The following is a 13,593-nucleotide window of genomic DNA, read 5'->3' on the forward strand; positions in this document are numbered from 1 at the left end:
CATGTACCTGAAGCCTGCTCTATTCCCGACGGAATGTACAAGTAACTAACTCGTAAAACCGTACATAATGCCGCTCGAAAGAAGTGATGCCGTCTGAAATACATTTTTCAGACGGCATCTTTAAGGTTTTCTGACACAACACAGGGGATTAGAGGCCAGAACCCCACAACACCGAAACCCGAAAACAAGGAGACGAAATAATGAAAAAATTATTGTTGATTTTATTAGGTTGTCTCAGCCTGAATGTCCACGCCGTCCACCCTACCCAAGGTCCATTGCAACAGCACCCCGCTTTATGTAATTACGGTTACAATCCCAATTGTAACCAAAGGAATGGTTCCACCAATAATGAAACAATGATCATACATACTACTGTAAATGTTCCATCAAAATATGGGGCTTTGGCCGTTAATAGGAAAACTGGTATAACTGGTGGTTCTTTAAATGCTAACTCGAAAGCAGAAGCAATTAGAAATGCTCTCCGTACTTGTGAAAAAGGAGGAAGTAATGCACCATGTAAAATTGTTACTTGGGTTCGAAATGGCTGTATTGCGGGAGCACAGGGAAAACTTGGTTCCAAATGGAAAAAATTCTATGCTGCTCGGGGTCGGGGACAAGTTGAGTCAACTGTTATGAAACAATGTAAAGCTTCGGGAGCTTCCAACTGTGAAATAGCCATTCCTGAAGGCTGTTCAATTCCCTGATTGTTCTGATGATAAAAATGCCGTCCGAGAAAAAACTGTTGTTTATTTTATTAGGTTCTCTCAGCCTAAATGTCCACGCCGTCCACCCTACCCAAGGCCCATTGCAACAGCACCCCGCTTTATGTAATTACGGTTACAATCCCAATTGTAACCACGGAAGCGCATCCACCAAAAAAATCATCGAAACTACCATCGTACATAGGGCTTCCAAATACGGCGCTTTGGCTAATGACAGAAAAACTGGATCCATAAGTGGGGCTCTGAACGCAAACTCTTTGGCTGAAGCCAAAAAAGCAGCTATTCGCCAATGTTCACAAGGCGGAAAAAATAAAGACTGCAAAGTAATCACTTGGGTCAGAAACGGATGTATTGCTGCCGCAAGCGGTAAATTGAGAGGCAAATTTATAATTTATAAAGCAGCAGAAAAACCAGGACAGGCTGAATCAGTGGCTATGAGCCGCTGTAAAGCTGCGGGTGTTTCAGGATGTCGAATCATTGTCCCCGAAGGCTGTTCCGTTCCCGAGGGGATGTACAACTAACCAGCTTGCGTAAAACTATATACAATGCTGCTAGAAAGAAGTGATGCCGTCTGAAATACATTTTTCAGACGGCATCTTAAGGTTTTGGCACAACACAGGGGATTAAAGGCCAGAACCCCACAATCCACAACGCCGAAACCCGAAAACAAGGAGACTAAATAATGAAGAAGTTTCTGTTTATTTTACTGGGCTGCCTCAGCCTGAATGCCTATGGAAACGGCTGTCCCGGTCAATTTGATCCCGCAAGCGGAATCTGTCGGTTCCAAGGCAATAACGGACAGTTGGTACAGTACAATATAGCTCCGCCGCAATCGGGAAGTACCGCAACGCCCACAAAAAAAATCATCGAAACTACCATCGTACATAGGGCTTCCAAATACGGAGCAATTGCACTAAATAAAAAAACAGGTGTTGTTAGCGGTGTATTGAATATGAATTCAGAAATTGAAGCTAAACGCGCAGCCATCAAACAATGTAAAAGGAGTGGCCAGAATTCTTCATGCCAATCTCTAGGCGTAGTTAGAAACGGATGTATTGCTGTTGCCAGTGGAAAGAATGATAAACGCTGGTCTCTATATAAAGCAGCAGAAAAGCCCGGTTTGGCTGAGAAGATAGCTATAAATCAATGTAAGGCAGCTGGAGCAACTAGCTGTAAAATCATTATGCCTGAAGGTTGTTCAATTCCCGACGGAATGTACAACTAACCATCTTACATAAAACTGTAAGCAATACTGCTAGAAGGAAGTGATGCCGTCTGAAATGCATTTTTCAGACGGCCTGATTTATTTGTGTAGTTGTGCTGTGAAATATCTATCGTTTTTTGTCATTACCGCGCAGGAAAAAAATCTAAGTGTTTGACTGTCGGTATTCCTTCAATCAATCATTTGCTTCCGCTCTATTTTGAATTCACGCTTGCGTAGGAATGACGGATATATTGCCTGATTATCTTGAATCTACCTTGCGCTACAGGTTATGATGCAAAACTTTTCGTTGTTACCGGTTATGTTTCTATGGCCAAATTGACATATGCCAATTTGTCAGCCATGTCTTGCATTTGTCAAAATGAAATAACCGATGCCGTCTGAAAAATTTGGTTTTCAGACGGCATCGGTGCTGGAAAGTATTTTTTGTTTATTTGTTTGGAAGGTTGTGATTATGGATGAAATGAATGCCCATATTTCTGTTGATTTTTTGAACTACCAATATGAAATTTTGGGAATCGGGTCTTTTCTGAATAATCCTGATGTGACGGAAATCTGTATTAACCGTCCTGAAGAAGTGTTTTTAGAAACTTCCCAAGGTTGGCAGCAGATTCAGGTAGATACGCTGACATTCGACAGGGCGCGGCAGTTTTGTACCGCTGTGGTAAATGAGAGCAATACGGGACAGCGTATTACTGAAACGGAACCGATGGTTTCTTTGACGTTTCCTACGGGGCAACGTGCCCAATTTGTTATTCCTCCTGCCTGTGATGCGGGCAAGGTCTCTATCACCATCAGGCTGCCATCCAAGCATACGAAAAGTCTCACTCAGTATCACGAAGATGGTTTTTTTAACCAGATTGTTGATTTAAAAGGAGATTTATCAGACCACGACAAAGAGTTGCTTGAACTGAAAAAAAACAGGGAATATGAGCTGTTTTTCAAGAAAGCTGTTGAATATAAAAAGAATATTGTGGTATCGGGTGCTACCGGCAGCGGTAAAACAACGTTTATGAAAGCATTGGTAAACCATATTCCTCTGCATGAGCGGTTAATCAGTATTGAAGATGCGCGGGAACTTTTCATTCCGCATCAAAATGTGGTTCATCTGCTCTATTCTAAAGGTGGGCAGGGAAGTGCCAATATTTCGGCAAAAAGCTGTATGGAATCCTGCCTGCGTATGAAACCGGATAGGATCATTCTTGCCGAGCTACGTGGGGATGAATCTTTTTACTTTATCAGGAATTGTGCGTCGGGACACCCGGGATCGATTACAAGTTGCCATGCCGGCAGTACTGAACAAACTTGGGATCAGTTGGCTCTGATGATTAAGGCTTCTCCGGAAGGAAGCGGCTTGGAATTCGGTGTGATTAAGACTTTGTTAAAACAGACGATTGATATAATCGTACATATCAAGGCTCATGCGGGCGCACGCTATATCACGGGTATTGATTTTAATCCCACTTAGGCGAATTGTAATATTCTGCAACTCTTTACCCTACATTAAAAATGGGCAGGAGTTGCAGAATTTTTTATAGAGAACCCTACCTTATTTCTTTTTGGAATGCACGAAGGTTTGCTTGTCTGTCTTTGAGTATTTTTTCAAGGCGGATAACCTTATCTGTTAATTTATTTTTGCGTGCAAGATTAAGCTGGGCTTGCGTTTTCAGCAAAGCTGCTTGTTCGTTCTTAATTTCATTCTGTAAAGCTTGCTGCGGCGTAAGCTTGACTTTGGGCTTGATGCTTTCGGCAGCAGTTAAGACCGTTACAGGCAGAGATTTACGGTTTTTCGGTTTCTTTGGTGTTGGAGATACACTAATCTTATTTACGACGGGTGCTTTCTGCGGAGTGTTACCGCTATTATTGGCTGTAGCAGGCACTCCGAAAACATCTGTATTTGAGTGGACTTCATTAGGTTTTTGTGTCCGGACAGCTTGGCCAATCGATGTCGGTATGGCAACAGGTTTATTCTCAAGCTGTTTCTGCCCTTGGGGGATTGGGGTTGGAGGATTTATACAACTTTCTGCAAAAACTGCCTTTTCATCTACAGTACAATTGGCAACTGCTTTACTGGTTGGAAATAAAGTCAAGCAAATACACCAAACAAACATTAAAATAAAATTCTTCATATCTTTCCTACTTAGATTTATTTTATGGGTATTTACCAAAAATTCAGAATGCCTTTTCAATACAGCAGGCAACATCTCAATTACAATTTTATATAAATCAATTAGTAATAACTAGAAAAATCCAATAATCACAACAAAACAATATCATATTGTTCCTGCGTATATTCCGTTTCTACCGCTAATGAAATCGGTTTGCCGATAAAATCGATAAGCATGGCGAGCGATTGGGATTCTTCGTCGAGAAACATATCGATTACGCTTGGTGCGGCAAGGATTCGGAAACTTTGGGCATCGTAACGGCGGGCTTCGCGGATGATTTCGCGTTGGATTTCGTAGCAGACGGTTTGCGGGGTTTTCAGACGGCCTCTGCCTTGGCAGCTGGGACAGGGTTCGCATAATACTTGGCTGAGGTTTTCGCGGGTGCGTTTTCGGGTCAGCTCTATCAAGCCCAGGCTGGTAAAACCATTGAGCGTAACGCGGGTACGGTCGAAACTCAGTGCTTTGGCCAATTCCTGCAATACGGCTTCGCGGTGGTTTGCCTGCGTCATGTCGATGAAGTCGATGATGATGATGCCGCCGAGATTCCGCAAACGCAGTTCGCGGGCAATGGTATGGCAGGCTTCGAGATTGGTGCGGAAGATGGTTTCGTCGAAGTTGCGTGCGCCGACGAAGCCGCCGGTGTTCACGTCAATCGTGGTCATTGCTTCGGTGGATTCGATAATCAGGTAGCTGCCGAAATTGAGATTGACGCGGGGCTGGAGTGCGCGGCTGATTTCCTGTTCTATGTTATGGGTTTCGAACAGCGGCCGGTCTCCTTTGAACAGTTCGATTTTGTCGGCGGCACCTTGAACATATTGTGCGGCGAATTCCTGCATGCGGCGGTGGTTTTCGCCGGAATCGACGAATATGCGCTGCGTATCTTCGCTGAACATATCCCGCAATACGCGCAGGCTGAGGGATAAATCTTGATAAAGCAAGGTTTCGGGCGGCAGGGTTTTGGATTGGTGCTGAATGTTTTCCCACACTTTGGTCAGGTAGTTTATATCGGCGGCCAGTTGTTCGTCGGTAGCGGTTTCGGCATTGGTACGGATGATGTAGCCCTGCCCTGCCCCTTCGGGCAGCAGGTTTTGCAGACGGCTGCGCAGATTTTGGCGTTCTTCTTCGTCTTCGATGCGTTGGGAAATGCCGATGTGGTCTTCTTGCGGCAGGTGGACGAGAAACCTGCCCGCCAAAGAGATTTGTGTGGACAGCCGCGCGCCTTTGGTGTTAATCGGGTCTTTGATGACCTGTACAAGCACGGACTGCCCTTCGAACAGCATATGTTCGATACGCTGCGTTTCGTCGGGGTTGCGGCGTTGCTCCAGCAAATCGACGATGTGCAGGAAGGCCGCGCGCTCCAAACCGATGTCGATAAACGCGCTCTGCATTCCGGGCAAGACGCGCCGCACGACGCCCAAATAAATATTGCCGACCAAACTGTGGCCGCTGTTGCGCTCGATATGAAGCTCGCAGATATTGTTTTCTTCCAATACCGCAACCCGCGTTTCCTGCGGCGTGATGTTGACCAATACAGTTTCAGACGGCCTGACCGTATCTTTGGGCAATGGGATGCCTGTTAGCATAATGTTCAATCCTGAAATTCGAAAAAACCTTTGCAATCGGCACGGCCTGCCGCGCAGATTGCAAAAGTCTTTCAGACGGCCTGCCATCATACGCGAAAAGAATAAAATCCGCATCCGAAGAAAAGATAATAAAACGTTCAGCCCTTGTAAAAACCGCTGCCAACCCCTATAGTGTCATACCGAACCAACCATCCGTTTTCAGACGGCACACACCATGCAACCCGTAACCATGTATACCGGTGCGTTCTGCCCGTACTGCACCATGGCCAAACGCCTGCTTTCTGCGGCCGGCGTGGCCGAAATCAAAGAAATCCGCGTCGACAAAAACCCCGCCGATTTCGCCGAAATGCAGCAGTTGAGCGGACAGCGCAGCATTCCGCAGATCTTCATCGGCGACACCCATGTCGGCGGCTTTACCGATTTATACGCCTTGCAGCAGCAAGGCCGTCTGAACGACTTGTTAAACCCCCAACCATAGGAAATACCAAATGAGCGAAGAGCAACAACCCGTATTCAGCATCGAACGCCTGTATGTCAAAGACCTGTCGCTGGAAGTTCCCAACGCCCCGCAAATCTTTCTTGACAGCGGCGAACCCGAAGTCGATATGCGCGTTTCCACTTCCAGCACCAAGCTGGAAGACGGCGTGTTCGACGTGGACGTAACCGTAACGGTAACCGCCAAACTCGACGGCGACCGCACCATGTTCCTGAACGAAGTGACCCAAAGCGGTATTTTCCGTTTGGAAAACATTCCCGAAGAAGACGTGCAACTGCTGCTCGGCGTCGCCTGCCCGAACATCCTGTTCCCCTACGCCCGCGAAGCGATTTCCAGCACCATTACCCGCGCCGGTTTCCCGCCTGTACTGCTCGCTCCGATTAACTTCGAGGCAATGTACCAACAGTCCCAAGAAGGCAACGCTTAAGCGTTATCCAATTGACCGAAGGCCGTCTGAAACATTTTCAGACGGCCTTTTTTGCGTTTTACCGTTTTATTGGAATTTTGTGTGTCGGGACTTTGTTTTGGGCAGCCCGAAGCATCTGCCAATGGCACTGGCACCGTTCACCCGCACACGGGCGGAACTCCGTTTTTGATACCCGCCAAAACCCGTAACACGGAAACGGAAAACGGCCGGCATAAACGGCCTGTCATGAAAGATGCCGTCTGAAAAAGTGTTTTCAGACGGCATCTTTATCTCCGGCAAGCAACAGCAAGGAAAGTTAAAGCAAATCAACCCCCTGCCCTACAACAACACTTTCTCAATCCCGCCGTTGGTGGCTTTTTCCACAAAGTCGTTCTGCCAGTTTTCGCCCAATATGGCTTTGGCCATTTCAATCACGATGTAGTCGGCTTGCAGATTGTTGTCGTCCTGATAGCGGCTCAAACCTTGCAGGCAGGCGGGGCAGGAAGTCAGCAGTTTGACCTGCGAACCGTCTTGCGGCAGCTGTTTGAGGTTTTTCTCGATTTCTTCCTGTTTGCGGAATTTGACCTGTGTGGCGATGTCGGGACGTTTGACGGCGAACATACCGCTCTCGCCGCAGCAGCGGTCGCTCAACACCACGTCTTTGCCCAGCAGTTCGCCCGCCATTTTCACGGGGTTCATGGTTTTTATCGGGGTGTGGCAGGGGTCGTGGTACAGGTATTGCACGCCTTCGATGCCGTCGAGTTTCACGCCTTTTTCCAGCAGGTATTCGTGAATGTCGATGATGCGGCAGCCGGGGAAAATGTCTTCGAAACGGTAGCCCGCAAGCGAGTCGTAACATGTGCCACAGCTGACCACCACGGTTTTGATGTCCATATAATTCAAGGTGTTGGCAACACGGTGAAACAGTACGCGGTTTTCGGTAACCATTTTTTCGGCTTTGTCTTTGTCGCCGCCCGCGTCCTGCGGATAGCCGCAGCAGAGATAGCCGGGCGGCAAGACGGTTTGCACGCCGACATGGTAAAGCATGGCTTGGGTGGCCAATCCGACCTGGCTGAACAGGCGCTCGGAACCGCAGCCGGGGAAATAGAATACGGCTTCTGCTTCTTCGGCTTCGGGCTTGCGGATAACGGGGATGGTTTTGTTGTCTTCGATGCCCAACAGCGCGCGCGCGGTCCGGATGGGGACATTACGCGGCAACGGACGGTTGATAAAGTGGACAACCTGTTCTTTTATCGGTGCTTTTTGAGTGGTGGCTTTCGGTGCGGCTTTCTGCTTGCCTGCGCCGATGTGGAATTTTTTGCCGAGGTTGTAACCGATGTTTTGCAGTTTGAAACCGGTTTCCGCGACGCCTTTACGCAAGATGTTGATGGTGCGCGGGTCTTTGGCGTTGAGCAGCGCCATGCCTGCGGCCACGGCGGGATTGAACTTGCGTTTGCCCGATTTGCGCAGGTAATTGCGGATGGCGACGGTAACGTCGCCGAAGTCGATTTTGACGGGACAGGGTTTGACGCAGCGGTGGCAGACGGTGCAATGGTCGCCGACGCTGTTGAGTTCTTCAAAATGCTTGACCGACACGCCGCGGCGGGTTTGCTCTTCGTATAAAAACGCTTCGGTAAGCAGGCCGACACCGAGGATTTTGTTACGCGGACTGTACAGCAGGTTGGCGCGCGGCACATGGGTGCTGCACACGGGTTTGCATTTGCCGCAACGCAGACAGTCTTTGACCGATTCGGCGATTTTGCCCAAATCCGACTGCTCCATAATCAGCGACTCCACACCGAGCAGCTCGAACGACGGCGTATAGGCGTTGCGCAAATCCGAGCCTTTCATCAGCTTGTGGCGGTTGAAACGGCCTTCGGGGTCGATTTTGGCTTTGTAATCCCAAAACGGCTGCATTTCTTCGTCGGACAGAAATTCCATTTTGGTGATGCCGATGCCGTGTTCGCCAGAAATCACGCCGTTCAGACTGCGGGCGATGTTCATGATGCGTTCCACAGCTTTATGGGCCGTCTGAAGCATTTCGTAATCGTCGGAATTGACAGGGATGTTGGTGTGGACGTTGCCGTCGCCCGCGTGCATGTGCAGGGCGACAAATACACGGCCGCGCACCACCTTGCCGTGGATTTTCGCCAAACCCTGCATGATTTGGGTGTCGGACTGGCCGCTGAACACTTCTTCCAAAGGCTTCATCACATCGTCTTTGACCGACACGCGCAGGCGGAAATCGCGGAATGCGATGAAACTGCTCTCATCGTCGCGCGCTTCCGTTTCCGCAGCAACGGCATCGCCGTAACGCGCTTTGTAATCGGCAAGCGGCGCATCCAGATTGTCCAACAGCCATTGCCAGCGTTCCTGTACCTTCTGCACATGGTTCAACGCAAAAACGGCGCGTTCGCCCAGCAATTCGCTTTTTGGCAAGTCCGTACCCATCTGCTCCACAGGCAGGCTGCCTTGCAGATACTGCACCAGCGCGTTGCACAATGCGAGTTTGTTTTTAATCGACAACTCGATGTTGATGCGCTCGATGCCGTCTGAATACTCACCCAACCGCTCCAGCGGAATCACCACGTCTTCATTGATTTTGAAGGCGTTGGTATGTTTGGCGATGGCGGCGGTGCGGCTGCGGTCGAGCCAGAAGGTTTTACGCGCTTCGGGGCTGACGGCGATGAAGCCTTCGCCGTCGCGCGCCCGAGCCAGTTTCACGATGTGCTGCGCCGCCTCGTTTACCGCATCTTCGTCGTCGCTGACGATGTCGGAAATCAGCACCATCTTCGGCCTGCCTTTGCCCGCCGCTTTGGTGGCATAGCCGACCGCGCGCACATAACGCCAGTCGAGATGTTGCAAGCCCGCCAGTTTCACGCTGCCGTGTCCGAGCAGATAGTCGCGGATTTCCACAATCGACGGTGTGGCATTGGCCACCGTACCGAAAAATTCCAAACACACCGTGCGCGTGTGCTTCGGCATACGGTGCAGAACAAACGCCACGCTGGTGATGATGCCGTCGGTACCCTCTTTCTGCACACCGGGCAGGCCGCTCAAAAATTTATCGGTAACGTCTTTGCCCAAACCCACTTTGCGGAATTTGTGGCCGGGAATTTCCATGCGTTCGGTTTTGACAATGTTCAGGCCGTCTGAATCCAGCGTGTGCACATCGAACACGGCGGTTTCTTCATCATGGATTTTGCCGAAATTGTGGCGCACGCGTTCGATTTTCAGCCATTCGCCCTGCGGGTTGACCATTTTCCACCACGCCAGATTGTCCAGCGCAGTGCCCCACAGCACGGCTTTTTTACCGCCCGCGTTCATCGCCACGTTGCCGCCCACGCAGGAAGCGTCGGCCGAAGTCGGGTCAACCGCAAACACCACACCTGCCGCATGCGCCGTTTCTTCCACACGGCGCGTTACCACACCCGCACCGCAATGGATGACGGGATGCGTACCTTCCAAACCCGGCAGGACGACATATTCCACGCCGTTGTGTTTGTCGAGCTTTTCGGTGTTGATGACCGCGCTCATGGCATCAAGCGGCACCGCACCGCCGGTATAGCCCGTGCCGCCACCGCGCGGGATAATGGTCAAATCCAGTTCGATTAGGGCTTTCACCAGCGGTGCGACTTCGGCCTCCGTATCGGGATTGACCACCACAAACGGGTATTCCACGCGCCAGTCAGTGGCGTCGGTAACGTGGGTAACGCGCGCCAAACCGTCGAACATGATGTTGTGTTTTTTGGTGATTTTAGACAACCGCGCCAAAATCTGTGCGCGCTTGGCTGCAGTTTCATCAAAACTGCGCTCGAAACGGATCACGGCATCCTGCGCCGCCCTCATGAGCGCCAATACTTCGGCATTGTCGCCGCTGCGCTTGTCGATTTCCGCCAAACGGTGGCGCATGGCCGCCACCAGCTCCGCACGCCGTTTCGGGTGTTCGAGCAGGTCGTCCACCAGATAAGGATTGCGCACCACCGCCCAAATGTCGCCCAGCACTTCAAACAGCATCCGCGCCGAACGCCCGGTTTTGCGTTGGCTGCGCAGGGATTCGAGCACCGCCCAAGATGCTTCGCCCAAAATGCGGGAAACGATTTCTTTGTCGGTGTAGGAAGTGTAGTTGTAGGGAATTTCGCGGATGCGCGGGGGGGCGGTTGCGGTCATGATGGACAGTGTTCCGTTTGTAGGTAGCAGGTATTTATGGTTGTATCGGGCCGTCTGAAAATGCCGTTGCAAAAGAAGCAGCAACGGCTCGGCAGCTTGGGTTAATGTAGTTTAATTTCTTTTGTTTTTCAATAGGAAATTTGCGATAACCGCTATACGGATTTTAAAAACGGTTTTTAGTGCCGACAGGATTTTCCGCTGTGCACAGGCCGTCTGAAAACATTTTCAGACGGCCTTCGGATTTACGGCTTGGTATCCGGTGCAAAAGCCGTTATAATCTGCACTTCAACGGCGGGTCTCCCCGCATGGCGATGCGGAACAACGGGTCAGGGGCGGAAGCCAGCAGCCCACTCTGTTGAGCCAGTGCCGGGGGTTCGGCTCGCCACCCTATGATGAAACGCCGCAGGTTTTGCCTGCGGCGTTTTGCTTGTATTGCTTACATATACAGTTTCGGATTCTCAAAACGGATTCAGGCCGTCTGAAACACCCTACCCTACGCGGTAAAACGCAAGGCTGCCCATCAGGTTGGGCAGAAAGCCGACTTTTTTATTGCCCTGCATCACGGCGCGTTCGAGTACGCGGATATTGTTTTTGCCGCACAGCAACTCGAAATCCTTGAGCGTGCACAAATGGATGTTGGGCGTGTTGTACCAATGGTAGGGCATCCGCTCCGATACGGGCATGCGGCCGTTGAGCAGAATCTGCATGCGGTTGTGCCAGTAGCCGAAGTTGGGAAAGGTGACGACGGCTTCTTTGCCCACGCGCATCATGCAGCGCAGGATGATTTCCGTGTCCTGCATCGACTGAATGGTTTGGCTCAACACCACCACGTCGAACGTTTTGTCGCCGAAATCCTGCAAACCTTGCGCGATGTCGGCCTGTATCACGTTCACGCCGCGCGCCATGGCGGCAATCACGCTGTCGGTATCGATTTCCACGCCGTAGCCGCTGCAATGTTTGTGCTCCACCAACGCGGCCAGAAGTTCGCCGTCGCCGCAGCCCAAATCGAGTACCCTGCTGCCTGCGGGTATCCAGTCGTAGATAAGTTGTAGGTCTTCGCGCAGGTTCATGGACGGACATCCTTGTAAACATTGTTCATATAGGCGCGCACGGCTTTGACGTAGGCTTCGTCTTCCATCAGAAAGGCATCGTGGCCGTGATGGGATTCGACTTCGATATACTGGACGGGTTTTCCGGCGGCAATCAGGGCTTTGACCAGTTCTTTGGAACGCTCCGGAGAAAAACGCCAGTCGGTGCTGAAGCTGGCGACGAACAGTTTCGCCTGTATGCCCGCCACGGCTTTTTCGAGACTGCCGCCGAAATCCGCGGCAGGGTCGAAATAGTCGAGCGCTTTGGTCATCAACAGATAAGTGTTGGCATCAAACCGCCCCGCAAATTTGTCGCCTTGGTAGCGCAGATAGGATTCCACTTCGAATTCAACGCCGTAGCCGTATTCGTAGCCGCCGCTTCTCAGTTTGCGGCCGAATTTTTTGCCCAAACCCTGTTCAGCAAGATAAGTGATGTGTCCCATCATGCGGGCGATGCGCAGGCCGCGGCGTGGGACGGTGTGTTCGCGGGCATAATGGCCGCTGTTGAAATCCGGATCGGTCAGGATGGCTTGGCGGGCAACGTCGTTGAACGCGATGTTCTGCGTCGAGAGTTTGGGCGCGGACGCAATCACCAAGGCGTGTTTCAGACGGCCCGGATAGTCCATCGCCCATTGCAGCGCCTGCATTCCGCCCAAGCTGCCGCCGATGACCGCCGCCCAGGTTTCGATGCCGAAATAATCGGCCAGCATCGCTTGGGATTTCACCCAGTCCTTAACCGTTACCATCGGAAAATCCGCGCCGTAATCCTGTCCCGTTTCGGGATTGGGCGACACAGGGCCGGTGCTGCCGTGGCAGCCGCCCAAATTGTTCAGCGCAACCACGAAAAACCGTTCCGTATCAATCGGTTTGCCCGGCCCAACCATGTTGTCCCACCAGCCCGGATATTTGTCTTCCGCCGAATGGTAGCCTGCAACGTGGTGGTTGCCCGAAAGCGCGTGGCAAATCAGCACGGCATTGGTTTTACCGGCATTCAGTTCGCCGTAGGTTTCCACCATCAGATCGAAACGCGGCAGGGTTTTGCCGTTTTGCAGCGGCAGCGGCGTTTCAAACGGAATTTTCTGCGGGGCGACAATGCCCACGGATGCGGTTTTATCCATATTTCTTCCAATGATTGCGGCGGAAACGGTATTATAGCGGCTTGCCTGTGTTTGTGCAGTCCCGCCGTTTTTCAGACGGCCTGAGGCTGTCCGAACCGTTTTTCAGGCCGTCTGAAAACGGTCTGCCCACCCGTTTTCCGTTCCGAACATGATAGGCCGCATTCTCCGTACCGCTTTCGTTTTGGCGCTCATCGCCTTCGTTATCCACCGCCTGTTCAGCCGCCGCCAGAAACGCGCCGTGCGCGAAGCCGCCCAAATCAGCGCATGGGTTCTGCTGGGCGTATCGCTGTTGGCTTTGGCGTGGTATTTGGCGGGGCTGTACTGACAAACACAGTCTGCGCATATTTTTTAGACCCGCTTGATGCCGTCTGAAAAAATCCGTTCTTTGTGAACAGTCAAAACCGAAGGCCGTCTGAAAAGTTTTTTCAGACGGCCTTCGGTTTTATTCAAACGGTTTTTCAGACGGCATCTCCGCTGCGGCAGAAATCGGTAAGCATTGCCGCCGTAGGTACGGTTAGCCGCTGCAAGCGGCGTAACCGTACGCAATGCCGTCTGAACGGAAACGGTGTCCTGAGGACAAACGTACGGTTACGCCGCTTGCAGCGGCTAACCGTACCTAC

The 13,593-nt window shown here is 51.1% G+C and carries 13 protein-coding genes and 1 other RNA gene; 8 read left to right on the forward strand and 6 right to left on the reverse strand.

Annotated features, from left to right (window positions below; all coding sequences use genetic code 11):
• Nucleotides 1–200 precede the first annotated feature (200 nt).
• From ACEYDX_RS00005 to virB11, 4 genes are all read left to right on the forward strand, one after another.
• Nucleotides 201–704 (forward strand): DUF4189 domain-containing protein, encoded by a 504-nt coding sequence (locus tag ACEYDX_RS00005; protein WP_373739996.1) that lies wholly within the window; start codon nucleotides 201–203, stop codon nucleotides 702–704.
• A gap of 17 nt (nucleotides 705–721) precedes the next feature.
• The gene (locus ACEYDX_RS00010) at nucleotides 722–1,243 is read left to right on the forward strand and encodes a DUF4189 domain-containing protein (RefSeq protein ID WP_373739997.1); all 522 of its coding nucleotides are present in this window, start codon (nucleotides 722–724) and stop codon (nucleotides 1,241–1,243) included.
• A gap of 161 nt (nucleotides 1,244–1,404) precedes the next feature.
• On the forward strand, nucleotides 1,405–1,947 hold the full coding sequence (locus ACEYDX_RS00015; protein WP_373739998.1) for a DUF4189 domain-containing protein: 543 nt from the start codon (nucleotides 1,405–1,407) through the stop codon (nucleotides 1,945–1,947).
• A 370-nt stretch (nucleotides 1,948–2,317) separates the two neighbouring features.
• Complete coding sequence (virB11, locus tag ACEYDX_RS00020) at nucleotides 2,318–3,412, forward strand: P-type DNA transfer ATPase VirB11 (protein WP_373739999.1); 1,095 nt, start codon at nucleotides 2,318–2,320, stop codon at nucleotides 3,410–3,412.
• A 76-nt stretch (nucleotides 3,413–3,488) separates the two neighbouring features.
• Here the strand turns inward: virB11 and ACEYDX_RS00025 are convergent, their stop codons facing one another.
• Both ACEYDX_RS00025 and rng read right to left on the reverse strand, forming a co-directional pair.
• The gene (locus ACEYDX_RS00025; protein WP_373740000.1) at nucleotides 3,489–4,073 is read right to left on the reverse strand and encodes a hypothetical protein; all 585 of its coding nucleotides are present in this window, start codon (nucleotides 4,071–4,073) and stop codon (nucleotides 3,489–3,491) included.
• A 128-nt stretch (nucleotides 4,074–4,201) separates the two neighbouring features.
• Nucleotides 4,202–5,695: a ribonuclease G gene (rng, locus tag ACEYDX_RS00030; protein ID WP_373740001.1), complete on the reverse strand. Its 1,494-nt coding sequence runs from the start codon at nucleotides 5,693–5,695 to the stop codon at nucleotides 4,202–4,204.
• Nucleotides 5,696–5,909: 214 nt separating this feature from the next.
• Here rng and grxC point away from each other — a divergent pair, with 214 nt between their 5' ends.
• Both grxC and secB read left to right on the forward strand, forming a co-directional pair.
• The gene (grxC, locus tag ACEYDX_RS00035; RefSeq protein ID WP_373740002.1) at nucleotides 5,910–6,173 is read left to right on the forward strand and encodes a glutaredoxin 3; all 264 of its coding nucleotides are present in this window, start codon (nucleotides 5,910–5,912) and stop codon (nucleotides 6,171–6,173) included.
• Nucleotides 6,174–6,183: 10 nt separating this feature from the next.
• On the forward strand, nucleotides 6,184–6,618 hold the full coding sequence (gene secB, locus ACEYDX_RS00040) for a protein-export chaperone SecB (protein WP_373740003.1): 435 nt from the start codon (nucleotides 6,184–6,186) through the stop codon (nucleotides 6,616–6,618).
• 318 nt (nucleotides 6,619–6,936) lie between these two features.
• Here the strand turns inward: secB and ACEYDX_RS00045 are convergent, their stop codons facing one another.
• Nucleotides 6,937–10,770 carry a DUF3683 domain-containing protein gene (locus ACEYDX_RS00045; RefSeq protein WP_373740008.1) on the reverse strand — a complete coding sequence of 1,278 codons (3,834 nt, stop codon included), beginning with the start codon at nucleotides 10,768–10,770 and terminating at the stop codon, nucleotides 6,937–6,939.
• A 287-nt stretch (nucleotides 10,771–11,057) separates the two neighbouring features.
• On the opposite strand from ACEYDX_RS00045, the gene ffs reads away from it, so the two are divergent.
• Nucleotides 11,058–11,154, forward strand: an RNA gene (gene ffs / locus ACEYDX_RS00050) — signal recognition particle sRNA small type.
• 101 nt (nucleotides 11,155–11,255) lie between these two features.
• Here the strand turns inward: ffs and metW are convergent.
• Complete coding sequence (gene metW / locus ACEYDX_RS00055; RefSeq protein ID WP_373740004.1) at nucleotides 11,256–11,837, reverse strand: methionine biosynthesis protein MetW; 582 nt, start codon at nucleotides 11,835–11,837, stop codon at nucleotides 11,256–11,258.
• Nucleotides 11,834–12,973 carry a homoserine O-acetyltransferase gene (locus ACEYDX_RS00060; protein ID WP_373740005.1) on the reverse strand — a complete coding sequence of 380 codons (1,140 nt, stop codon included), beginning with the start codon at nucleotides 12,971–12,973 and terminating at the stop codon, nucleotides 11,834–11,836. The genes metW and ACEYDX_RS00060 overlap by 4 nt, the downstream gene beginning before the upstream one ends.
• Nucleotides 12,974–13,121: 148 nt before the next feature.
• Here ACEYDX_RS00060 and ACEYDX_RS00065 point away from each other — a divergent pair, with 148 nt between their 5' ends.
• Nucleotides 13,122–13,298, forward strand: a complete 177-nt coding sequence (locus ACEYDX_RS00065) for a hypothetical protein (protein ID WP_373740006.1) — start codon at nucleotides 13,122–13,124, stop codon at nucleotides 13,296–13,298.
• 23 nt (nucleotides 13,299–13,321) lie between these two features.
• Here the strand turns inward: ACEYDX_RS00065 and ACEYDX_RS00070 are convergent, their stop codons facing one another.
• Entirely contained in the window at nucleotides 13,322–13,519 is a 198-nt protein-coding gene (locus ACEYDX_RS00070) for a hypothetical protein (RefSeq protein ID WP_373740007.1), read from the reverse strand.
• Between the last annotated feature and the right edge of the window lie 74 nt (nucleotides 13,520–13,593).

This window comes from Neisseria sp., from assembly GCF_041804105.1.
Lineage (GTDB): Bacteria > Pseudomonadota > Gammaproteobacteria > Burkholderiales > Neisseriaceae > Neisseria.